This is a genomic window from Roseimicrobium sp. ORNL1 (assembly GCF_011044495.1).
GTDB lineage: Bacteria > Verrucomicrobiota > Verrucomicrobiia > Verrucomicrobiales > Verrucomicrobiaceae > Roseimicrobium.
Genome location: NZ_CP049143.1, coordinates 3,385,276 through 3,407,735, shown reverse-complemented (window position 1 = coordinate 3,407,735; position 22,460 = coordinate 3,385,276). Strand labels below are relative to the sequence as shown.

Below are 22,460 nucleotides of genomic sequence, written 5' to 3'. Positions count from 1 at the left end.
CTCGAGCGCGGTCTTCGTTGCTGATTTGTTGCGCGTTCATTGCACAGGAGATGTGCAGAATAATAGCGCGCTAAGGAACGGCGAGGCGAGCCAGAATGTTGAAGACACAACAGGTGCCATATGAACCGTTGCGTGCATCCCCACCAGAAATGCTAGGGGTTCTTGGCTTCATGGATGGGTCGTTTGAGCAACGCAGCCGCGTGGTGATCATTTGGATTTGCGTGGTCCACAAAGCCAATCACAAACCAGCCTTCCTTGGCTAATCTATTCAGCTCCGCCTCCATCTTGTTTCCGTAGTCACTTTCAATGACTTTGTATTCCCATGCGGCAGCAGGGAGACCATCGACAAGGACGGAATCACGAGCAGACTCCCGACAACCGCTCATCAAGATAATGCCTGCAGTGGCGGCGAGGACAGTGTTGCGTAATCTGACTTTCATGGAACGAGTGGGTTTGATGGTTGACCGAACTATTGATAACCGCACAGCCCCTGTGTGGTTGCTTCACTGAGGCGGACTCTCCCGCCGATACGCCTCCGCCAGCAACGTCACCGGCTGTGTCACGGTCCGGCACATGGCCTGCACGCGATTCTTCAACCCGTAAGCGATCTGCAAGTGACAGCCAGGATTAGACGTCGCCACTGCGCATGCGCCGGTCTGCGCGATGTTGTCCAGCTTGCGCTCCAGCAACTTCGCGGATTGCTCCGGCTGGGTGATGTTGTAGATGCCGGCACTGCCGCAGCACCAGTTGCTCTCCGGCAGTTCCACTACCTTCAAGCCGGGAATGGCATTGAGCACTGCGCGCGGCTGGCTCACCACCTTCTGCCCATGGCACAGATGGCAGGATTCATGGTACGTGACTTCCGGAATCTCCACCCCGGCCTGCGGCTTGCGGAAGCCGATCTGTACCAACCACTCGTGGATGTCTTTCACTTTCGTGTCCCACAAGGCAGCACGCGCGGCATAGTCAGGATCATCGTGCAGCAGGTGACCGTAATGCTTGAGATGCGAACCACAGCCTCCTGCATTGGTGATGATGGCATCGAGCGACTCTATCTCGAATGTATCGAGCTGACGTCTCGCGAGTTCCTTCGCCAGATGCGTGGCGCCGTTGTGTCCGTGGAGTGAGCCGCAGCAGGATTGCACACGAGGCGTCACCACTTCGCATCCATTGGCCAGCAGCACATCCACCGTGGCACGGTTGACATCGGGAAAGACCAGATCCTGCATGCAGCCGGTGAGCATGCCCACGCGATAGCGGCGCGTGCCCTGCGGCAGCTCGACCGTGTTGATGATGGCATCAGAAAACTCCGGCGCGATGCGTGGTGATTGCGGTTCCAGATCACGCAGGCTCTTGGGAGCCAGTCGGGTGAGTCCGAACTTCCGCACAAAAGTCTCTGCCCCGCTCTGCTGATACCAGCGCATGAGCATGCCCACAAAGCGCAAGAGCCGCGGCTTCATGAAGAGCACCTCCAGAGTTAGCCAGCGCCAGAAGTCGCGCTGACCGTGGCCTGCAGCGCCGGTGTTCTCGATGTCCGCACGTGCAGTCTCGAAGAGCTCCACGTAGTTCACCCCAGCCGGACACGCTGTCTGGCAGGCCAGGCAGCCCAGGCAGTAGTACATCTCATCCGCGAAGGATTTGCTGACCGTCGCTTCATCATCGGCAATAGCACGCATGAGGGAGATGCGACCGCGCGGACTGTTCCGCTCGCGCTTCGTCTCCATGTACGTGGGACATGTGGGCAGGCACATGCCACAGTGCATGCACTGCTGCAGGACGGAGTAATCCAGTTCCTTGAGCAATAGCTTCCCAGCCCGCTGCTGTGTCCCCGCCTGTTCCGCACTCATTCGATATCCACGGCAAACACCTGAAACTCCGGCGTGACTCCCGGCGCGCGTGTAGCCAGCACCCCGGCTCCAAGAGCGCAGAACAACACCGCCACCAGGCACAATCCAACAACGAGGAGAAGACGCGAGTTCATGATCAGTTCCACCAAAAACCTTTCACTTCGAAGCTGGGTAGACCACCCCACAAGAGCCAGGCAAGACCCAGGGACACGATGAGCAACAACACCACGGCAAGACCAGCCATCATGAGGATGCGTGCATTGGACGGGTTCATGGGCAGTCATCTTAATCAAAAATCTTCCCCGGGTTCAAGAGCCCGCTTGGGTCCAGAGCCCTTTTTACCTTTTGCAGCAGTGTATAGCTCACATCGCCAAACTGCTGTCGGAGGAAGGCCTTCTTCGCCAGCCCTACCCCGTGCTCACCCGTGACCGTGCCGCCTACTGCAAGTGTCTCATCGACAATCTCCTGCAGCGCCAGTTCCACCCGATGCATCTCCTCGGTGTCCTTCTCATTCGTCAGGAAGGTAGGATGCAGATTCCCATCGCCCATGTGACCAAAGGTACCGATGAGCAGGCGATGCTTCGCCGCGGTGGCATTGATGAACTTCACCATGCGCGCCAGTTCGCTGCGGGGCACGGTGACATCCTCCAGGATGGTGGTGGGTTTCACCCGAGCGAGTGCGGAGAAGGCATTGCGACGCGCGGACGCGAGACGGGCACCCTCGGCATCATCCGCAGCCATCTTCACTTCGCGAGCGCCGTGCGTGCGTGCGATCTCCATCATGCGCGATGCTTCATCCTCCACGGCAGCAGGATGACCATCGGTCTCCATCAGCAGGAGAGCCTCCACATCCGTGGGCAGACCGATACGCGCGTAGTCCTCCACACACTGCACCGTCATGCGATCTAGAAACTCCAATGTGCAGGGAATGATGCGTGCCGCGATGATGGCGCTCACGGTCTCCGCCGCCGCTTCCATGGAGTCATACATGGCCAGCATCGTGCGCCGCGCTGCCGGACGCGGAAGAAGCTTGAGCAGGACTTCTGTGATGATGCCCAGCGTGCCTTCACTGCCGATGAAAAGATCCTTCAGCGAGTAGCCCGCCACATCCTTCACGCACTTGTTTCCCAGGCGGGAAATCTCGCCATCTGGCAAGACGACAGTCATGCCCATGATGTAGTCGCGCGTCACGCCATACTTCAGCCCACGCAGGCCGCCGCTATTCTCCGCGACATTCCCGCCAATGGTGCTGATCTTCATCGAACCCGGATCCGGTGGATAGAAGAGCCCGTGTTTCCCGGCGGCATCATCGATCTCCTTCGTGATCACGCCACACTGCACGCGCATGGTGAGATTCTTTTGATCCAGCTCGAGGATGCGATCGAGCTTCACCATGCACAGCACGATGCAGCCACCCAACGGCACGCTGCCGCCGCTCAAGCCGGTGCCACTGCCACGGGTCACGACCGGTCGGCCAACCCGGGCCGCTAATTTCACACAAGCAGACACTTCCTCGGTGCTGCGAGGAAACACGACACATGCCGGCCGGTGCTTCAGCGCCGCTGTGCCATCGAAGCTGTACGGGATGAGATCCTCATCCGCGGTGAGCACAGCCTCTGCGCCGACGATGCCTTGCAATTCTGCAAGCACAGTCGCAGGCAGCGGATTCGCGGAGGCGGGAGCGCTAGAGACTGCGGTAGCCATAAGCTTCACCAAGGTTCAGGCATTCTTCCACGGAGCGCAAACCCAGCGAGGGCGTGGCATGCGTGAGACACGCGGCAGCAGTGCATACGGCAGTCTTCAGACAGCGAGAAACGTCCCATTGTTCATGCCATCCATGCAAATAACCAGCGGCAAAGGCATCACCTGCGCCCGTGGCGCCCACGATGAACCCCGAGGGAACCTTCAATGAGGTCTGCTTCGTGACCGTGCCGTCTTTGGAAACAACCACGCCGCCCTCCACAAAGTGAATGACCACCTGCTGCAATACCCCGCGGTCCAACAGGGCCCGGGCCGCAGTCACGCAGCCCTCCACATCCACCGTATCACCATTCTTCAGAGTCATGCCCGCCACCTTGCCAGCCTCAATCTCGTTGATGATCAGCACATCCGTGTAGGGCAGTGCACTCTCCGCGATCTCACGGAACTGCGGATTCTCCGTGCTGACAATATCCACGGAGGTGGTGAGCCCAGCGTTTTTCGCCGCTTCCAGTGCGAGCGAAGCACGAGTGCGCCCACCGCTCACAAAACTGTCCATCGCATCCAGCAGCATGAGATAGCCAAGATGGAAGTGCTTCGCGTTCGTGTCAGCGAAGTTCACATGCGTTTCATTGAAATGCGCATTCGCCCCACGCTGGTGGAAGAAGGTACGCCTGCCCGTGGACGCCACCGTCATGGCGTCCGTATAGCTCGTGGGCGCATTCGCCGTATGATGAAGCTGTCGTGTATTGATGCCCGCCTTCGCGCAGTCCTGCTGGATCCACGCACCATTGGCATCATCACCCACCAGACCACAGGCCTCCAGTGGATAGCTCGCACCCATCGCCGCGAGATCCTTCAGCACATTGTACGGGCCGCCCCCATTGCTGGAAGTTTCCGAGCGGATGCTCGAGAGCATGTCCTGCTCCGGCCACGCGTCGATGATCTTCACGTAATCGATGATGAAATTGCCCGCGGCGAGAATTCCGGTGCGCATGAGGGGAAATAAAAGTTTAGCAGCTAGATATCAGCGAGACGATGAACTGAGCAGAGTCAGTCGATACCGGTCACCACTCGCTTCCAAGCTGAGAGGTGCACCATAAGCCTCGCTCAAGCGCTCGCTGGTAAGTACATCTTGTTTCGTGCCGGCAGCGAGCACGGCCCCCTGCTTCAGCACGAGCACATGCGTGAAGCACGGCAGGATCTCCTCCACATGGTGCGTCACCAGTACCATGGAGGGTGCTCCCGGTGCGGTGGCAAGCTGCTGCAGCCACCCGAGGAAATGCTCACGTGCCACGGGGTCGAGACCAGCACAAGGCTCATCAAGGATAAGTACATGGTACTTCGACATGAGCGCGCGGCAGATGAGAATCTTCTGTCGCTCTCCTTGGGAAAGCACACCCCAAAATGAGTCTGCAAGGTAGCCGCAACCAATCCTCTCCAGCAGTGCACGCGCCTCAGCACGCACCTCCGCGCTCACCTCGCCCACCAGATTCAGCATGGCCTCGCGACCACTGGCCACGGCATCCAGCACAGGCTCACCGGGCTCAAGATAGAACGTGAGCGTACTGGTCACCAGGCCCACCCGCTTGCGCACTTCGCGCCAGTCGGTGCGGCCAAACTCTGCGCCATCCACCATGATATCGCCAGCGGTGGACATCTCATAACCGGTGAGGCAGTTGATGAGAGAGGTTTTCCCACATCCATTTGGACCAAGAATCACCCAGTGCTCCCCTGCCCCGACCCGCCAGTCCACGCCCTTGAGAATCTTCCGGTCGTTGCGCTCGTAGCGCAGACCGGAGATGCTCAGGACGGTCGCGTTGTTTGAATCCGCCATGGTATTGGTGGTGCTCACAGCGAGAGCTTCACGGCCGTGCCGGTCTTCTGCGATTCCAGCGCGGCGGCGAAGATTTCCTGCGAAGCCACCGCCTCCTCCACCGTGGCGCAGCCGAAGCGGTCACCCAGCTTCCCTTCACGCTCCATGAGGAACGCGGCCCACATCTGCTGAATCACATCAGGAAAGCCCGGCTCGAAGATGCCACCGGTCACCGCCTTGAACGGCGTACCGAATCCGAGATCCGTCTGCTTCCAGTACTGCTCCTTGCCACCTTCGAAGACCCACAAGGTCTTGGGGTGCTTCGTGGAGTAGCGCACGCCACCCTCAGTGCCGAGCACTTCGATGAACCAGGTATTCGTCTCTCCAGGAGCGAGCCGCTTCATTTCCAGACGCAGCGGGGCCTCCTGCCCACCGATGTCAGCCCACGTATGCAGCACGGCATTGTCCCACGTATCGCAATCGGCCATGCCGCCTTTGCCATCAGGACGCTGGGGATAGCCTTTCTGAAGTTGGGCAAAGAGCGACTTGGGCTTCCAGCCGAAGCGCAGGGGCAGATGGCACGCATGCATGCCGAGGTCACCGAGCACGCCGATTTCACCGCAGGTGCGGCTGAAGCGTTTCCAGTTCGCAGGCTTTGTCGCATCCAGGTCACTGCTGTGATGGAAGCCGGACACGACCTCCAGCACTCGACCGAACTTGGCAGCCTTCACCGCCTGCACCACACGCTGCGCGCCGGGGAAGAAGGGAAACTCCGAGCTGCAACGTGTATAGCGGCCCGTCTTCTTCACGGCAGCCGCGATGTTCTTCGCCGCGCTCAGGTCAAAGCCGAAGGGCTTCTCCGCAAAGAGATCCTTCCCCGCTTCCAGCACATCAATATAGATGCGCTCATGCAGGTTGTGCGGCACGGCCACGTACACCACGTCCACGGCGGGATTCGCGAGCAGTTCCTTGTAGTCGCCCGTGAGCTGCGTGCAGGAAGGGATGCGCTGGAACCAGTTCCGCACGTCTTCCACCACGTCCGCCACGGCGACGAGTTCAGGCTTCACCTCCACGTCCGTGAGGGCGCACCAACGACCAAAGGCGCTGGCCATTTCACGGCCCATGAGGCCGCCACCAATAATGCCGATACCGACAGATTTCATCGTATGTGAGGAAGGATGATGAATGGAGCGAAGGTATCGAACTAGGCGATGAGCTTCAGCGCGTCATCCACGCTGCCGTTGTCATGCACCATGGCCATGAGAGCACGGGTGATGCCCTTCGGATTTGGGTGCTGGATGATGTTGCGTCCGTACACAATGCCCGCCGCGCCTTGCTTTAGCAGGCCCTGGGTACGCTCAAGGATCTCACGGTCGCTCACGCGGCCACCACCACGTACCAGCACAGGGATGCCACCGGCGGTCTCCACCACCTGATTGTAAAGGGACACGTCGTCGGTCGGATCCGCCTTGATGATGTCCGCCCCGAGTTCCACGGCCTGGCGTACGAGGTGCATGATCTGCACCACATCGCCATTCACCATGTAGCCACCGGCTTTTTCATTCGGCTGGAAGACGAGCGGCTCCACCATCATGGGCATGCCGTAGTAGTCCGCCTGCGGCTTGAGCTTCAGGATGTTCTCCACGCACTGCTCGTGCACCTCCGGCGCGCCGGGAATCTGGAAGAGATTCACGCACACGCACGCCGCATCGAAACGCACCGCCTGCAGCATTGTCTCCTCGATCACGAGACTGAAGCGGGAGGCTGGCAGTTCCTTGCCGTAGATGTTTGCCACGTCCGTACGCAGCACCAGCGAAGGCTTCTCACGCCCGGGAATCTCCTGCAGGTGACGTGCCTGCCCCACGGTGAGCTGGATGGCATCCGGAGCGGCATCCACGAGGGTCTTGATGACCTTGGGCATGGACTCGATGCCCTGGAGGAAGCCGGGCTGATTGAAGAAACCGTGGTCCACGGCGACGTCAAAGCAGCGGCCGGACTTGGCGTTGAAGAGGCGATTGAGGCGAAAAGACTTCATTGGAATGGGTTTTCTATGCTGGAAAGGCGGACGGTGCTGTCAATGCGCAGCTCCCTTTACTTCACTCCCATCAGGTGATTGAGCACAAAAAGCTCAAGCGCCTCATAGTCACGGGCCTCGATGTACTGCTGTTCCAGCTTGCGGTCGTAGCTGCGCACCTTGTCCACGAGGTGGAGGAAGATGGTGCGGCTGTTCGCGAGGTGGGCGGTCACGGGCGAACCCTTCTGCGTGCGCATGGCCTTCACATCAAGACCGATGAATTCGCCCTTCGAGCCGTAGCCATTCTCCTCCAGCACGCGCACCTGGTTGAAGGCCGCACGGAGGTTCGCCGCGCCGAAGTTCTTGTCCTGGTCGTACTTCAGGCCGTTCTGGTCATTGAGATGTACGCTGCCCAGCTTGTCATGCGCCAGGGCGAAAGCCATCTCATCCGAAGGATCCAGACCAGCGAGCAGCGCGTGCGCCGTTTCAATGAGTCCTTTCACGCGCTTCGAGTCCTTCGAGGCATACGCCAGCGCAATCGCGTGGCCGATGGTCGGCACATACGCCTGGTCGGTGGGTTCATTCGGCTTGGGCTCGATCCAGATTTCGATGTTCTTGTCATAGTCGAGCATCTTGTTGATGGTTTCGAGCAGGCGGTCATAGGCCACGCGGGCATTCTTGCTCTCGCGGATGTAGCTGCCTTCGCGCGCCAACCAAAGGACGACGGCCTTGCTGCCCACCGCGTTGGCGATGTCGATGCACTTCTGGGTGCGGTCCCAGGCGTACTGACGGTCTGCCGCGCTGTTGGAGGTGTAGCCGCCATCCACCGTGGCATCCGCGAACCACAGACGCGGCGCAACGAATTCCGGGGTGAGTCCCTGATTACCCAGCATGGCTTTTACTTCACCGGCCTTCTTGGAAATCTGGTCTGGCGAGAGGTCATCCATACCCGGCACGACATCGTCATCATGAAACTGCACGCCATCGAACCCGAGTGGCTTGTACAGTGCGTACTTGGCCTCGTGGGGGTACTCTGCGCGGACAATCGGACCGAAGGGGTCACCTCCTTCGGAGATGTTCCAGGGACCAAAGGAGAAGCGGTAGGTGGTAGGCGTGCTCATGGGTGAATGAATGGAATGGGAAGAGTGAGTGAAGGAGTGATGACAGTTCGTGAAATACAGGTGCAGTAAACACCAGCACCTCCCCTTGATTCTCCGTGTGGCGGCTCATAAAATTGTACAATCGTCTCACTCATGCTCGACTTCGCGGTCAAATCGTGAGACGATGACGCATGGACCTCCAGCGCGAAGCGATCCATCTCGATGCCCGCCAGTCCTTCCGCCTGCTGCGGTGGAAGGACAACGTGCGAGATGTGGAGTCCGTCCTCTCTCCCCGCCGTCGCGTGAAGTTTCAGGGAGCAGGCGAGCGCTGGCACTACCACCCGGAGATGGAACTTTCCATCACTCAGCGCGGCAGCGGCACACGGTTCGTCGGCGACCACATTGGTCCCTTTGATTCCCTGGACGTGGTGCTCATCGGCCCGAACGTACCGCATTTCTGGAAGGGACTGCTCGGCTCCGCTGGCTATGCCGTGCAGTGGAATCTCCCATCGAGTCAGAGCCAATCTCATAGCATCGCGACAGCCATCGGCCTCAGCCTCGGTCTTCCTGAAATGGAAGAGCTGAAACCTCTCTGGAAACTCTCCGCCTACGGCGTGCGCTTCAGCGGGCAGACTGCGGAGAAAGCCCTCTCCCTCGCGGAACAGATGTCCAAGGAAGAAGGCATGATGCGGCTTCACCTTCTCCTCCAACTCTTCACCACCCTCGCCCGCGCTCCACGCCGTGAATGGCAGCGTCTCTCGCAACGCCCCTTCGACCTCTCCGGCCTGCACGCCCATCAGCCCGCCATCGAGCGCGCGATCCGCCACATTCTCGACCACTTCCGCGAATCTCTGCCCCTGTCCGATGTGCTGAAAGTCGCTGGCATGAGCAAGGCGACCTTTGCACGCCAGTTTCGTAAGCACGCAGGCACTCCCTTCAGCGCGTTTGTGAATCGCGTGCGGTTGGATTCCGCTTGTCGTGAGTTGGTGGCAGGTAGTGCCACGGTCGGTGAAATTGCGTTTGAAAATGGGTTCAATAGCCTGTCGTATTTTAACCGCGTTTTCAGAAGCGCGATGAAGTGCAATCCGAAAGATTATCGGAAGCGGGCAGCGAAAAGTTGATTTCTCACATCAATCTCGTGCATTCATAATCGCCCTTACTCAAATGGACATCGTACTGCAACGCTATCTGGCTGGTGAACGTAACTTCGTCGACGAAGAGTTCGACGACATGACCAATGACCTACAAGGAGCCAATTTGGCAGGATCTGACTTCTCTCGCACTTTCATCTACGCAAACTTCCGTGGAGCAAACCTGCAAGGGGTGAAGTTCGTCCACGCCAACGTCAAAACCTGCGACTTCACAGACGCCAACCTCCGCGATGCAGACTTTTCAGGTGCGGCCCTCGATGGAGCCGACTTCGTCAATGCGGACCTCACCGGGGCAGTCTTCACAGGCGCAACAGTTCAAGGTCAATGCTATTCGCAAGGCGAGGTGCCAGGCCATTGGCCGGGAGGTGACGCTTCCTCGTAGCAGAAGTCCAAGTGCCAGGAAAAGTCTGTCCAAAAAAACAAAGAATTCCACTCTCGAGCGTCATGCCTGGTGATGAAGTGCATTGCGCTTAGCCTCACAGTGCTCTTTGCCTCGTTGTCACAAGCGACCGCAAACGAGCCCGCCAAATTGACCGCCACCACCTTTCGATTCCTTCGCACAGAGTCGAAGACCTTTGAACCCAGCACCAAAGAGCAGCGTCCCGCGACCGTTCTCTATGGGGTATTCGCGTTCCGCCATCCGGGTCCACAGCCGTTGAAGTTCTGGGGCTTCGATCCACCATCCAAGGAGGGCAAGTTCATCGTGCGCTTCCCAGATTACGAAGTCCAGATTGAGGGTGGGTGGCAGAAAGTTCCCGTCGGGTATTGTGGCACTGGCGCTACTGCCTATGCACTGGCCCCGGACACAGACTATTTTCTTCTCGTTCCGGTTGACCACCCGAGACTTTCAAACACCACAGGCATTCGCATTTCCGCGAGCACCGAATCGGGAGAGTTTTGGTCTGACCCATTTAAACCGCCTCAGGCAAAAAAGTAATGCTCGGAAGCAATGGCTACCCCACCATCCCCTTCACCAGATGCCCATGCACATCCGTAAGGCGATAGCGTCTTCCCTGAAACTTGTACGTGAGCCGTTCGTGATCGATGCCCAGCAAGTGCATCAGAGTGGCGTGGAAGTCGTGGATATGCACGCCATCCCGCACCACGTTGTAGCCGAACTCACAGGTCTCGCCGTAGACTGAGCCGGCCTTCACACCACCCCCGGCCATCCACACACTGAAGCAGCGAGGATGGTGGTCGCGGCCAAAATTCGGCTGAATCTTCCCCTGGCAGTAGTTGGTGCGGCCGAATTCACCGCCCCACACCACGAGAGTGTCGTCCAGCAGTCCGCGCTGCTTCAGATCCTTCACGAGAGCAGCAGCTGGCTGGTCGGTCTCTTTGCACAGCTTCGGCAACGCGCCTGGCAGCCCTCCATGATGATCCCAGTCCTGATGGTAGAGCTGGATGAAACGCACATCCTTCTCCGCAAGGCGACGCGCGAGCAGGCAGTTTGCGGCGAAGGTGCCGGGCGTCTTCACATCCGGGCCATAGGAGTCGAGCACATGCTGCGGCTCATCTGAGAAATCAGAGACCTCCGGGATGCTGGTCTGCATGCGGTAGGCCATTTCATAGTGATCGATGCGGTTCTGAATCTCCGCATCCGGCGTGCCCGCGAACTGGTGCTCATGCAGGTCCTTCAAGCGATCCAGCATGAGACGGCGGGTCTCAGCACTGACACCATCGGGATTACCGAGATACAGCACCGGGTCCTTCGCCGCGCGGAAGAGCACTCCCTGGTGCTTCGTGGGAAGGAAGCCGCTGCCCCACAGGTGCGAACCAAGCGGCTGGCCTCCTTTTCCCTTCGTGATGAGCACTACGAAGGAAGGCAGGTTCGCATTCTCCTGCCCCAATCCATAACTCAGCCACGACCCCATGCTGGGCCGTCCGGCAATCTGGCTGCCCGTCTGGAAGAACGTCACGCCAGGTCCGTGATTAATACTTTCTGTGAACATCGAGCGCACCACGCACAGTTCATCTGAGATGCTCGCGGTGTGCGGCAGCAAATCGCTGAACCACGCACCCGATTGCCCGTACTGCGCGAACTTGAACGGAGAACCGACCAGCGGGATGGACGACTGATTCCCCGACATCCCGGTGAGTCTCTGTCCACTGCGCACGGAATCCGGAAGCTGCTCACCGTGTCTTTGATTCAGCACCGGCTTGTAGTCCAGGAGATCCAGATGCGAGGGACCGCCAGACATGAAGAGGTAGATGATGCGTTTCGCCTTGGGCGCCCAATGGGTACCGCCCAGCACACCACGATCCACCGCTGTAGTGGACGATGAAGCGCCGAAGGCCTGTTCCTTGCCGAGCATCTCCGCCAACGCCATACCGCCGAGGCCCATGCCGAAGCGATTGAGCATCTGGCGGCGAGAAAGCGTAGCAGCATTCATGGCAGGATGGTTTGCTGTATCTGAGTGTATCATCGTTTCACCACGCAGGCATCATGGTTCATCAGCGTCTGGGCCAGCACCGTGGCGGCTGCAGCTTCGGGCGCGGGAATGGCCTCATCACGCTTCGCATTGCCCTGCTTCAGCAACGCATCCGCTTCGGTGGGATGCTGCCGGAAATGCGCGAGCTGCTCCGCGTGGAGTTGCTGGAGGATGTCCAGTTCCTTCGCATCCGGTTCCCGGCTCAAACATGCCAGGAATCCCTGAGTGATCATCTGCTTCACCCCGCCCTTCGCGTCGCGATGAAGCTTTTCCCCGAGCACCCGGGCTGCCTCCACATACTGCGTGCCATTGAGGAGAATCAATGCTTGCAGCGGTGAGTCCGTACGCTCGCGCTTCGCAATGCACACCGCACGCCGCGGCGCGTCAAAGGCCACCATGGCCGGCGGCGGACTCGTCCTGCGCCACGCGGTGTAGAGGCTGCGGCGATAGGCGTCATCACCCGCATCGGCCTTGGTTGGCTTGAAGGCTTCCGTCATTTCATAGGGTCGCACCGGTGGTCCACCGGCCTTCGGTTTTAACAGACCGGAAGCGGCGAGCGCGTTGTCACGAATCATCTCCGCAGGCAGGCGGAAACGCGGACCACGAGCAAGCCAGGTGTTCTCCGGGTCATCCGTCATCACCTGCACACCTCCGAAGCTATCCTGCCGGTACGTGCGAGACATGACCACGGTCCTCATCAGGTCCTTCACATCCCAGCCGCTGTTGCGGAAGCGCCACGCCAACCAGTCCAGGAGCTCAGGATAAAGCGGACGCTCTCCCTGACTGCCGAAGTCCTCCGAGGTCTTCACGAGTCCGCGTCCAAAGAGTCCCTGCCACATGCGATTCACGATGACGCGGGCGAAGAGCGGGTTCTCCGCACTCGTGAGCCACTTCGCAAGATCAAGCCGGTTCTTCGGCGCCTGCTTGCTGAAGGGCGCCACCGCAGAGGGCGTGGACGGCGGTGCGACATCGCGGCGTTGATTGTACTCGCCACGGAAAAGTACGTACGCCGTCTTCGGCTGCGGCAGCTCACGCATCACCATGATTTCCCTTGGAGCATCCTGGGCCTGGTATAGGGCCGCACGCGCGACCTTCAACGCTTCGAGATGCTTCTTCCACTCCTCGTCCACCGTGGCGAAGTAACGTTCCTGCAGCAATTCCCGATCGGTGAGCGACGCCTCCGCCTTGTCTGAATGCAGATGCTCCGCTTCCTTCGCGCCCACCTCACGATTGAACACCCGGAAGTCATCCACCATCCCGCCCTTGAATCCCCGGTCACGGAAACGTTCTGCCAGCGTGATGTTGTCACCACCACCGCCCGTGATTTCCCTGGTGAGATCGTCTCGAATGACATCCACTGCAGCAGGCTTGCCATTCACATAGAGTTTTAATCCATCGGCGCGGCTGGAGCCATCGTAACTCACGGTCACGTGCACCCACTGCTTCACAGGAAGCGCACCCCTCGCACGTATGGAAATCGCATTGCCCGGCCAGAAGTGGATGAGGGACCACTTCAGCTTGCCCTCCTCGATGAGCAATTCATACCCACGACTAGCGGCATCTGTCCATGCACGCGAGCGGTGAAACACCACAGCTCTGTCCTTCTCATCAGGTGTCTGCATCCACAGAGACACACTGAAGGGCTCCTCTCGCTTGAAATTGCCAAAGGGCAGATTGACCGCATCGTCACCCGTGAACAGAAGCGCCTGTCCCTCATGTCCTGGCGCCAGCTTGTTCTCGCCCTTGAGCTTTGCGGGCTGATCCGCTTTCAGATCATTGGCCAGGGTGTTTCCTTCCGCAAGCACTTCAAAACGATAGCGCCCCAGCTCATCCGGAACCGCACTGCTCGCATGCTGTGCAGCCTCCGTTTTTAACCAAGCTTCAAAGGCATTGCGACGGGATTCGCGAATACTCGCCGTCTTCTTTTCCAATGCATCCACACGTGCCTTCAGCTCACCGAGTTGCTTCTTCCCTGCTTTGTCTACCAGGGAGAGCGCCGGTGTCGGAGCGGATGAAGTGAAGAAGGAGTACAGGCCCGCTTCATCGACATTCTGAAACAAGGAGAACAAACCATAGTAGTCCTTCACCGAAATCGGGTCGAACTTGTGATCGTGGCACCGTGCACACTCGAAGGTGAGACCGAGGAACGCCGTCGCAAAGGTCTGCACGCGGTCGGCCACATACTCCACGCGATACTCCTCCTCTACACTTCCACCTTCGCTCTCCTGCTGATGCAAGCGGTTGAAGGCCGTGGCGAGGACTTGCTCATCCGTGGCATTCGGCAGGAGGTCACCAGCGATCTGCCATGTCGCGAACTGATCAAAGGGCAGGTTCCGATTGAAGGCAGAGATCACCCAGTCGCGCCACATCCACACATCCCGCTCACGATCCACCTGGAAGCCATAGCTGTCGGAGTACCGGGAAACATCCAGCCAATCCACCGCCATGCGCTCCCCATACTGCGGTGAGGCGAGCAAGCGATCCACCAGTGAGGCATACGCCTTCCCAGGTTCCGCAGCATAGGCTGTCTTGAATGCTGTGACCTCTGCGGGAGACGGCGGCAGACCGGTGAGGTCAAAACTCACCCGCCGAATCAAAGTCTCCGGCGAGGCGTCCTTCTGAAACTTCAGTCCACGTTCCGCGAGTCCGTTCCCGACAATGTCGTCAATCGGCGAAGCGCTTCCATCACCCCGCGTTCCGATCTCCGGCTTCCGGATAGGGATGAAGGCCCAATGCGCCTCGTATTCCGCGCCCTGCTCAATCCACTTTTTCAGAATCTCCACCTCCGCAGGCGTGAGGCTGCCGAGCTTGGATTTCGGTGGCGGCATGTGCTCGTCCGGATCCGCGCTCAAAATGCGCACCAGTGCCTCGCTCTTCAACGGATCACCCGGCGTGATGGCCTTGTCCTTGATGGCATCCTCCCGGACATCCAGTCGCAGTCCGGCCTCGCGCTTCTTGCTGTCGAACCCATGGCAATGAAAGCACTTGTCCGAAAGGATGGGCCGGACATCGCGATTGAACTGCACTTTCGCCGGCGTGGCAGCGCAAACGTTCCCAGCGCCAGCAACAGCAAGGCTGACGAATGACACAAGATGGAGAAAGCTGGCTCGTGCAAAGCGCATGCGGAGATGCAGGGAAATCACGCGGGGACGCGTGATTTGGACATTCTCAAAGCCAGTTTGTGCGGTCTTCTTTCAGGAAGAGAAAGTAGCCCGCCGAGCCTCGGCGGTGATATTTGCGCGCCCTTGATGGATTCCCTGCTCATCGACACAGACGAGTGAGTCGAGCTTCTTGTCGAGGTGGTCCTCACCGACCACCGGAGCCCGGCGGACCTACTTTCCTGCAGCCTCCGCTTTTCCCTGCACCTTCTGCGGCGCCCGCCGTCCCGGTTCACGGCCCCCCGTGCCAGCCCTCTTGTGCAGGGAATCGCCAAGGTCCTCCCGAGCACTCTCCGCATATCCCTGCAGCCGGGCCACCACGTCAGGGTGCTTGTCCGCCACATTCATGGTTTCGCTGGCATCGTTGTAGAGGTCGTACAGGGCGAGCTCCGCCTGGGCATTCGTATAGGGCGCCGGCTTGCCACCATCGCCGCCCGGTCTGCCACCCAGAGTGCGGTAGGTGTGCGGCAGCACCAGTTTCCACTGCCCGCCCATCACCGCCTGAAGCTGGTTGTTGGCGTAGTACGTGAAGTAGAAGGGGTGCGGGCACTTCGCATCACGCGGATTCTGCAGCATCTCCATGATGTCCAGGCCATCAATCTTATGCTCCGGCAGCGAGGCACTGATCGTCTTCGCGATGGTCGGAAAAAGGTCGATTGTCATGGCCGGCTCACGGCACTCGGAGTCTGCCGGAATCTTGCCGGGCCAGCGAGCAATGAAAGGGACACGAATGCCGCCCTCCCACGAGGTGCCTTTGCCTTCCTTCAGCGAACCCGCAGATCCAGCATGCGTGCCGTAGGAAAGCCACGGCCCATTATCGCTCGTGAAGATCAGGATGGTGTCCTTCTCAATACCCGCCTTTTCGAGAGCCTTCATCACCTCACCCACTGACCAGTCGATCTCCATGATGACATCGCCGAAGATGCCGCGCTCAGACTTGCCCTTGAACTTGCTGCTCACATACAGCGGCACGTGCGGCATGGAGTGCGCAAGGTAGTAGAAGAAGGGCTTGTCCTTGTTCTTCTCGATGAATTTCACGGCGCGTTCTGTGTATTGCGTGGTGAGTTGCTCCTGGTCCTCCGGGGTCACCTCGGGGTCGACAATCTTGTCCCCTTCAATCATAGGGAGTGGCGGGAAGCCCTTGCGCTTCTTCGGCTCTTCGGCCTTCTTGGCATTGGCCTTCTTTGCGTTCGCCTCCGCCTTCGCGATGTTTGCCTTCATCTCAGGATGATTCGGCCACATGTCATTCGAGTACGGCAGGCCGTAATATTCATCGAAGCCATGATGCACCGGCAGGAACTGCTGGGCATCACCCAGGTGCCACTTGCCCGCCATCCCGGTGGCATATCCCTTCTGCTTGAAGAGTTCCGCCATGGTCATCTCATCCTTGCTGATGCCCACCTGCGCGCTAGGCCCGAGTGCACCGTGAATACCAATGCGGTTGTTGTAGCAACCCGTCATGAGCGCCGCACGGGACGCGGAGCACACGGCCTGACTGACGTGGAAATTCGTGAAGCGCACCCCTTCCTTGGCGAGGCGATCGAGGTTGGGAGTGGTGTACCCCTTCGCTCCGAAAGGACCAATATCCGCATAGCCCAGGTCATCGCAGAAGATGAGCACGACGTTCGGAGTCGTGACGCGGTCAGCGGCGTGAATGACCGCTGCGCTCGATGCGAACAGAGCGAATGACAGGGCCAAACCGTGGGCAAAAAGGGACCTCATAGCAAAGGGAAGTAGCAGACGTGGGCGTGAGCTACGGTAACGAGGACTTTCCGTGCCACTTGCACGGAAAGTCAGAAAACTGAGGGGCAACGCGCCCTATTGCGAATGTCCCCTTGTCCACCTCACGCAAACACACCCATCACCGGCTTCCCATGGCCATCCTCCGTGGCGTAAAAGGGGCGCTTCTCCACATCATACGCGGTCTTCGGATTGATTCCCATCGCCGTGAAAATCGTGGCGTGCAGGTCCATGATGCTCACAGGGTCCTTCACGGCCACCAGCGGACGCTCATCCGCAGTGGCCCCGTGGACATAGCCCTTCTTGGTGCCACCACCAAACATCACCACCGACGTGCCACCGGTGAAGTGGCGATGCAGCCCATAGTGTTTCATCTCCTGGAGCTTGTCCGTCTTCGCGCGGCTCTGGTCCCTGGCCTCGGAACCGGGCACGCCTTCAATCATCATGTCACGGCTGAACTCACTGGCCACGATCACGAGCGTGCGGTCCAGCATGCCGCGCATTTCCAGATCCCTCACGAGTTGCGCAATGGGCCGATCCACTTCGCCCTTGAGACGCTTCACCGTTTCGTGGCCATTCTCATGGGTATCCCAGTGAAGGAAGGGCACGTACTCCGTGGTCACCTCAATGTAGCGTGCGCCTGACTCCGCGAGACGACGAGCCAGCAGGCAGCCACGGCCAAAGCGGCCGTCACCATAGGAGGCAATCGTCTCCTTGCTCTCCAGAGAAATGTCAAACGCATCTTTGTCTTTGGAACTCAGCAGCCGCTGGGCGCTGTCCATGCTACGCAGCATCGACTCTTGCTGATAGTCGCTCATGAAGTCGCGCTGCGGACTTTGATCAATGAGCTTGCGGTAAGCCTTGTAACGATTCGCAAAACGCCCCGGCTCCATGCCCTCTGGCGGCTTCACCGAGCGCGCCGCCTCTTCTGGGTACGGCAGATTGAACGGACCAAACTCCGCGCCGAAGAATCCACCCGTGGTGAAGGCCTTCAGTTCCTCCTGTTCCCCCACCCCCTCGAGGCGTTGACCAATGTTAATGAAGGGCGGAATGACCTGATTACGCGGTCCAAGCACCTTCGCCATCCACGCGCCGATGTGCGGCGCGGCCACTGTCTGTGGCGGCACGTAACCCGTGTGCCAGTGATACTGATGCCTCGAGTGCAGAATGTTTCCCAGATCCGGCTGCACATGCGAGCGGATGAGCGTGGCGCGGTCCATGACGCTCGCGCATTGCTCCAACCCTTGACTGATTTTCAGGCCATCCACCGTGGTGGGAATCGCAGGGAACGTGCTCAAAATTTTCTCCACTGGCAATCCAACCTCAAACGGCAGGTACCGCTTCGGGTCCCACATCTCCGGCGCCGCCATGCCACCTGCCATCCAAATCAGGATGCAGCAGTCCGCCTTGGCCGTGGGATGCACCAGCTTCGTGCCCGGAGTGGTCGCACCGAGCAGACGAGGCTCATTCGCCATGAGCGCCGCAAGGCTGGAGGCACTCAACGCTTTAAGGAAGGCGCGACGCGTTTCCTTCTTCCCGCAGTGGGTGAGAAGGTGGCCTTCAGCTTCTGGATAAAATTCCGAGGGATGCATAGGCATAAGCGTGGGCGTTGGCCTGTTAAGAGAAGAAACTCACGGCAGGATTAGATCTTACCGCACAAACTGAAACTCCGGAAGGAGGAGCACCGCCCAGAGCAGGTCCTCCACACTCTGCTGCGTCGGCTGTCTCCCAGTGATTTCTGTCAAAACAGCGACTTCACCGTCCGTAGGCTCTCTCGAAAGTGCCTTGCGAAACACCACCCGGATCACCCCCTTGGTATCGCTCCGCTGCTCCTTCAACAACGTCACAGCACCACGCTTCAACAGTCCCGCGAGGATGCTGCCATTTGCAAGATCGATGGCCTCCAGCGTAGTGAGATTCTCAGGACGCACGGTGACGATCTGCTCGCGATTCGGCCGGCCCAGAGCGCGCTGCAGCAGGTCACTCTGCACTACGGAGGCCCGCACACGGTCCGGCATCTTCGCGGAAGCACGGCCCAGCGCCTGAGTGATACCCTTGGAAAATCCATCCCACGTTTCCTGCGCTCCCACCACACGCGCAGGTTGCCAGTCGGTCGGAGGCTTGGCAAATTTTCCCTTCGCGTCGGGCACGGCCCTCGACCACTCCCAAGATCCATCGGAGGCAATGGTCTGCTTCCTTCCATCGGCAAACGTCAGTCTGGCTTCAAAATACACGCCCGCCATGTTGGGGGCATTGCCTGCATTCGTCGCGACCACGAGCACATAGTTCCGTCCAGGCTTCAACGAGGCCAGTGATACCACTTCGGCTGTGTTCAGATCGCCGTCCTTCCCCACTGAAGCGCCGTTCAGGAAAATCTCGTAGCCATTGTCCACTGAGATGGCCGCGCTCGCACTCACAGGCACTTCCTTCACGTCAATCGCCTTGCGGAAAGTCAGCTTCTCTCCTGCTTTCGCATTGGCGGAAGCTTGCGCCCAGATCCATTTCCCTGAGAGCTTTTCGCCCTCCACCGGCTGTCCACGCACCACGGACTTGTGCGCTGCCGCGGGCGAGGTCCCGGTCATCTGCCACACCGCATCCACGAACTGCTCTGCCGTGAGACGCTTCGCAATGGGACCACGATACACATAAGGACCGCTGTCATTGGCCTCAGCGGCAGTGGCACACTCGGATTGATAAGCCTGTGACCCCGCGATGAGCGCGAGCGTAGCTTTCAAATCATACTCCTGATCCACCAGATGACTCGCCAGGTAGTCCAGCAGATCTGCGGACCACGGTTCGGTACCCATCGCATCCACGGGATGCACAATGCCGCGGCCCATGAGACGATGCCACAGACGGTTCACAATGGTACGCGTGAAGCGTCCATTGTCCGGATGTGTCATGAGTCCGGCGAGCTGTTTCAAACGCTCCGGTTGCGGCGCCTTCGCATCCACGCTGCCGAGCTCAGGAAAGATCCACGCCGCCTGCGCCATGCGGCCCGTAGGCTTGTCGCAACGATTAATCTCCAGCGGCTGTTCCGAATAAATCGCCGCGAGGCCGTAGGCTTCGTCGAGTTTCCATCGGTCAATGAAGCTGTCATGACACGAAGCACACTTCATGTTGATGCCGAGGAACACCTGCGAAATGCTCTGGGAAAACTGCACCTCCCGCACCTGGCTGGCATTCACCCCACCGCGCCATTTGATGCCATAGATGAAGCCTTCCGACTCCGGCGTGGGTGAGAGCAGCTCACGGGCGAATTGATCATACGGCTTGTTCGTCACCAAGGCCTGGTAGAGCCAGTTCGTGATGGGCTTGCGTCCTCCATCGATGTACCCGGTGCCCACGTAATCATTGCGCAGCAGGTCATTCCAGAAGGTGAGCCAGTGCTCCGCGTAATCCACCCGCCGCTCAAGGGTGCTCTTGATGAGACGCGCACGTTTATCCGCGCTCTGGTCCTTGAGAAATGTATCCACCTCGGCCGGCGTCGGTAACACACCCACCAGATCCATCGTCAGTCGGCGGATGAAAGCCGCGTCATCGAGTGGCTTCGGCCGCGAGACCTTGTGATCCACGAGGTACTTCTCGAGAATGCGATCGATGGGATTCTCGTAACCATCCACCACCGGTGGCAGCGTGGGATGGCGGGGCTTCAGCGGCGGCTCGTACGCTGATTTCCCAAAGGTGAACCCTTCTTCCCACGGAGCCCCTTCAGCAATCCACTCGCGCAGCAGGGCAATCTTCTCCGCCGGCACGCGCGGTCCCTTGGGAGGCATCTGGGCGTCCTTATCCTTCGTGGTGAGCACTTCAATGAGCAGATGCCCTTCTGCTTTTCCAAGGGTAAGCACCTCGCCATTCTCCGAGCCCGCGAGCAGATCCGCCCGCGTGTTCATGGAGAAGCCACCCTTCTTCTTGTCACCCAAGTGGCAGTCCGCGCAATGCTCACGCAACACGGGCACGATCTGGTGGGAGAAATCAATGGCGGCGCGAAGCGATGCCACCGGGGCAAGAAGGAAGAGAAGGACGTAAAAGGAAGAACGCATAGACGATGGCCGGGCTGCGAAACGGCACTACGCCATGATCCCTTTCACCACATGCCCGGCAATGCCGGTGAGCCGCACATCCAGCCCCTGGAATTTCACCGTGAGCCGCTTGTCATCGACCCCCATGAGCCGCAACATCGTGGAGTGCAGATCATGCACGTGCACCACGTCATCCACCGCGCGGTAGCCCAGTTCATCCGTAGCGCCATAGGTGCCCGGCTTTACACCACCACCGGCCATGGCCACGCTGAAGGCCAGGATGTGATGGTCGCGACCAGTACCCTGCCCCATTGGCGTGCGACCAAATTCCCCACCCCACAGAATGAGTGTGTCATCCAAAAGACCACGCTGCTTCAGGTCCTTGATGAGCGCAGCGGTCGCCTGATCCACATCTGCCGCCGCAGACTTCATCCCATCCACGATGCCACCGTGGTGGTCCCAGGCGCGATGGTAGAGCTGGATCATGCGCACGCCGCGCTCCGCCATGCGACGGGCCAGGAGGCAGTTGCTGGCGAAGGTACCGTCACCCGGCTGCTTCACCCCATACATGTCCAGGATCTGCTGCGGCTCGCTCTTCATGTCCGTCAGTTCCGGCACGGAGCTCTGCATCTTGAAAGCCATCTCATACTGCGCGATGCGCGTCTGGATTTCCGGATCGATGCGCTCTTCCGCGAGCATACCATTGAGGCGCTTTACCTCTTCCACTACCTGCCGCTGCGTGCTCTGGCACACGCCATCGGGACTGCCGAGGTAGTGCACCGCATCACCCTTGGAGTTGAAGAGAATGCCCTGGAACTTGCTGGGCAGGATGCCGCTGGACCACTGACGCGCGGATATCGGCTGCTGACCCGTCTTGCCTGCGGACGTGAGTACCACGAAGCCGGGCAGTTCTTCTGTCTCGCACCCGAGCCCATACAGCAGCCACGAGCCCATGCTGGGCCGCCCCTTGATGATCGAGCCCGTATTCATGAAGGCATGCGCCGTGTCATGATTGATCTGCTCCGTCTGCATGGACCGCACGATGCACAGTTCATCAGCAATGCCCGCCATGTGAGGGAAGAGATCGGAGATCTCATTGCCCGTCTGGCCATATTTGGAGAAATTGCAGAAAGCACCACGTGCCTTCAGCTCAGCACCCTGAAGCTGCGCAAGCTGCTGACCCTTCGTGAAGGACTCGGGGAACGCCTTGCCATCCAGCTCTTTCAGCTTGGGTTTCCAGTCAAAAGTCTCCAGGTGCGAGGGACCGCCGGCCATGCAGAGATGGATCACACGCCGCGCACGCACCGGTGCATGCGGTTTCTTGATCACGCCACTCCAGCGGTCATTGGCGCTGGCCGCCGCATCAGCGCGATTCAGCAGCGAGGCAAAGGCAATCCCGCCCAGCCCATACGCGGACTGGTGCAGAAACGCCCGGCGCTTCAGTCCACGGTCGTAGCTTTCGAAGTCAAAGTTCATGCGATT

18 protein-coding genes are annotated in these 22,460 nt (G+C 59.4%); 2 read left to right on the top strand and 16 right to left on the bottom strand.

The window, feature by feature from the left end; all coding sequences use genetic code 11:
* Positions 1-152 precede the first annotated feature (152 nt).
* The 10 genes from G5S37_RS13595 to G5S37_RS13550 form a co-directional block, all read right to left on the bottom strand.
* Positions 153-440 carry a DUF4177 domain-containing protein gene (locus tag G5S37_RS13595; RefSeq protein WP_165204775.1) on the bottom strand — a complete coding sequence of 96 codons (288 nt, stop codon included), beginning with the start codon at positions 438-440 and terminating at the stop codon, positions 153-155.
* A 63-nt stretch (positions 441-503) separates the two neighbouring features.
* Entirely contained in the window at positions 504-1,847 is a 1,344-nt protein-coding gene (locus tag G5S37_RS13590; RefSeq protein ID WP_165204773.1) for a (Fe-S)-binding protein, read from the bottom strand.
* On the bottom strand, positions 1,844-1,981 hold the full coding sequence (locus tag G5S37_RS13585) for a hypothetical protein (RefSeq protein WP_165204771.1): 138 nt from the start codon (positions 1,979-1,981) through the stop codon (positions 1,844-1,846). The genes G5S37_RS13590 and G5S37_RS13585 overlap by 4 nt, the downstream gene beginning before the upstream one ends.
* Before the next feature lie 2 nt (positions 1,982-1,983).
* Positions 1,984-2,121 (bottom strand): hypothetical protein, encoded by a 138-nt coding sequence (locus tag G5S37_RS13580; RefSeq protein WP_165204769.1) that lies wholly within the window; start codon positions 2,119-2,121, stop codon positions 1,984-1,986.
* Positions 2,122-2,132: 11 nt separating this feature from the next.
* Complete coding sequence (locus G5S37_RS13575; protein ID WP_165204767.1) at positions 2,133-3,551, bottom strand: FAD-linked oxidase C-terminal domain-containing protein; 1,419 nt, start codon at positions 3,549-3,551, stop codon at positions 2,133-2,135.
* Positions 3,532-4,542, bottom strand: a complete 1,011-nt coding sequence (locus G5S37_RS13570) for a carbohydrate kinase family protein (protein ID WP_165204765.1) — start codon at positions 4,540-4,542, stop codon at positions 3,532-3,534. The genes G5S37_RS13575 and G5S37_RS13570 overlap by 20 nt, the downstream gene beginning before the upstream one ends.
* A gap of 30 nt (positions 4,543-4,572) precedes the next feature.
* Entirely contained in the window at positions 4,573-5,400 is an 828-nt protein-coding gene (locus tag G5S37_RS13565) for an ATP-binding cassette domain-containing protein (RefSeq protein ID WP_240914864.1), read from the bottom strand.
* Complete coding sequence (locus tag G5S37_RS13560) at positions 5,397-6,524, bottom strand: Gfo/Idh/MocA family oxidoreductase (protein ID WP_165204763.1); 1,128 nt, start codon at positions 6,522-6,524, stop codon at positions 5,397-5,399. Before G5S37_RS13560 ends, G5S37_RS13565 begins: the two co-directional genes overlap by 4 nt.
* A gap of 41 nt (positions 6,525-6,565) precedes the next feature.
* Complete coding sequence (locus G5S37_RS13555; protein ID WP_165204761.1) at positions 6,566-7,396, bottom strand: aldolase; 831 nt, start codon at positions 7,394-7,396, stop codon at positions 6,566-6,568.
* A gap of 56 nt (positions 7,397-7,452) precedes the next feature.
* A complete protein-coding gene (locus tag G5S37_RS13550) occupies positions 7,453-8,496 on the bottom strand; it encodes a TIM barrel protein (RefSeq protein ID WP_165204759.1) in 1,044 nt (347 codons plus the stop codon).
* Positions 8,497-8,666: 170 nt separating this feature from the next.
* Between G5S37_RS13550 and G5S37_RS13545 the strand changes: the two genes are divergently transcribed.
* Positions 8,667-9,596 carry an AraC family transcriptional regulator gene (locus G5S37_RS13545; RefSeq protein WP_165204757.1) on the top strand — a complete coding sequence of 310 codons (930 nt, stop codon included), beginning with the start codon at positions 8,667-8,669 and terminating at the stop codon, positions 9,594-9,596.
* 43 nt (positions 9,597-9,639) lie between these two features.
* Positions 9,640-10,008 carry a pentapeptide repeat-containing protein gene (locus G5S37_RS13540; RefSeq protein WP_165204755.1) on the top strand — a complete coding sequence of 123 codons (369 nt, stop codon included), beginning with the start codon at positions 9,640-9,642 and terminating at the stop codon, positions 10,006-10,008.
* 571 nt (positions 10,009-10,579) lie between these two features.
* On the opposite strand, the gene G5S37_RS13535 is transcribed toward G5S37_RS13540, so the two are convergent.
* The 6 genes from G5S37_RS13535 to G5S37_RS13510 all read right to left on the bottom strand — a co-directional run bounded on the left by G5S37_RS13535 (position 10,580) and on the right by G5S37_RS13510 (position 22,454).
* Positions 10,580-12,019, bottom strand: coding sequence for a DUF1501 domain-containing protein (locus tag G5S37_RS13535; protein WP_165204753.1), 1,440 nt, complete (start codon positions 12,017-12,019; stop codon positions 10,580-10,582).
* A 29-nt stretch (positions 12,020-12,048) separates the two neighbouring features.
* On the bottom strand, positions 12,049-15,147 hold the full coding sequence (locus tag G5S37_RS13530; RefSeq protein ID WP_206026439.1) for a DUF1553 domain-containing protein: 3,099 nt from the start codon (positions 15,145-15,147) through the stop codon (positions 12,049-12,051).
* Between the two features lie 243 nt (positions 15,148-15,390).
* Positions 15,391-16,914 (bottom strand): sulfatase, encoded by a 1,524-nt coding sequence (locus tag G5S37_RS13525; RefSeq protein WP_240914863.1) that lies wholly within the window; start codon positions 16,912-16,914, stop codon positions 15,391-15,393.
* A 146-nt stretch (positions 16,915-17,060) separates the two neighbouring features.
* On the bottom strand, positions 17,061-18,548 hold the full coding sequence (locus G5S37_RS13520; protein WP_165204747.1) for a DUF1501 domain-containing protein: 1,488 nt from the start codon (positions 18,546-18,548) through the stop codon (positions 17,061-17,063).
* A gap of 57 nt (positions 18,549-18,605) precedes the next feature.
* Complete coding sequence (locus G5S37_RS13515) at positions 18,606-20,999, bottom strand: DUF1549 domain-containing protein (protein WP_165204745.1); 2,394 nt, start codon at positions 20,997-20,999, stop codon at positions 18,606-18,608.
* A 27-nt stretch (positions 21,000-21,026) separates the two neighbouring features.
* A complete protein-coding gene (locus tag G5S37_RS13510; RefSeq protein ID WP_165204743.1) occupies positions 21,027-22,454 on the bottom strand; it encodes a DUF1501 domain-containing protein in 1,428 nt (475 codons plus the stop codon).
* Between the last annotated feature and the right edge of the window lie 6 nt (positions 22,455-22,460).

What these genes read in the sequence shown, in the direction of transcription:
- G5S37_RS13570 (WP_165204765.1), bottom strand. Translation starts at nt 4,542, where the DNA reads ATGCGCACCGGAATTCTCGCCGCGGGCAATTTCATCATCGATTACGTG.
- G5S37_RS13590 (WP_165204773.1), bottom strand. Translation starts at nt 1,847, where the DNA reads ATGAGTGCGGAACAGGCGGGGACACAGCAGCGGGCTGGGAAGCTATTG.
- G5S37_RS13560 (WP_165204763.1), bottom strand. Translation starts at nt 6,524, where the DNA reads ATGAAATCTGTCGGTATCGGCATTATTGGTGGCGGCCTCATGGGCCGT.
- G5S37_RS13555 (WP_165204761.1), bottom strand. Translation starts at nt 7,396, where the DNA reads ATGAAGTCTTTTCGCCTCAATCGCCTCTTCAACGCCAAGTCCGGCCGC.
- G5S37_RS13580 (WP_165204769.1), bottom strand. Translation starts at nt 2,121, where the DNA reads ATGAACCCGTCCAATGCACGCATCCTCATGATGGCTGGTCTTGCCGTG.
- G5S37_RS13520 (WP_165204747.1), bottom strand. Translation starts at nt 18,548, where the DNA reads ATGCATCCCTCGGAATTTTATCCAGAAGCTGAAGGCCACCTTCTCACC.
- G5S37_RS13545 (WP_165204757.1), top strand. Translation starts at nt 8,667, where the DNA reads ATGGACCTCCAGCGCGAAGCGATCCATCTCGATGCCCGCCAGTCCTTC.
- G5S37_RS13535 (WP_165204753.1), bottom strand. Translation starts at nt 12,019, where the DNA reads ATGAATGCTGCTACGCTTTCTCGCCGCCAGATGCTCAATCGCTTCGGC.
- G5S37_RS13585 (WP_165204771.1), bottom strand. Translation starts at nt 1,981, where the DNA reads ATGAACTCGCGTCTTCTCCTCGTTGTTGGATTGTGCCTGGTGGCGGTG.
- G5S37_RS13595 (WP_165204775.1), bottom strand. Translation starts at nt 440, where the DNA reads ATGAAAGTCAGATTACGCAACACTGTCCTCGCCGCCACTGCAGGCATT.
- G5S37_RS13575 (WP_165204767.1), bottom strand. Translation starts at nt 3,551, where the DNA reads ATGGCTACCGCAGTCTCTAGCGCTCCCGCCTCCGCGAATCCGCTGCCT.
- G5S37_RS13550 (WP_165204759.1), bottom strand. Translation starts at nt 8,496, where the DNA reads ATGAGCACGCCTACCACCTACCGCTTCTCCTTTGGTCCCTGGAACATC.
- G5S37_RS13510 (WP_165204743.1), bottom strand. Translation starts at nt 22,454, where the DNA reads ATGAACTTTGACTTCGAAAGCTACGACCGTGGACTGAAGCGCCGGGCG.
- G5S37_RS13540 (WP_165204755.1), top strand. Translation starts at nt 9,640, where the DNA reads ATGGACATCGTACTGCAACGCTATCTGGCTGGTGAACGTAACTTCGTC.
- G5S37_RS13515 (WP_165204745.1), bottom strand. Translation starts at nt 20,999, where the DNA reads ATGCGTTCTTCCTTTTACGTCCTTCTCTTCCTTCTTGCCCCGGTGGCA.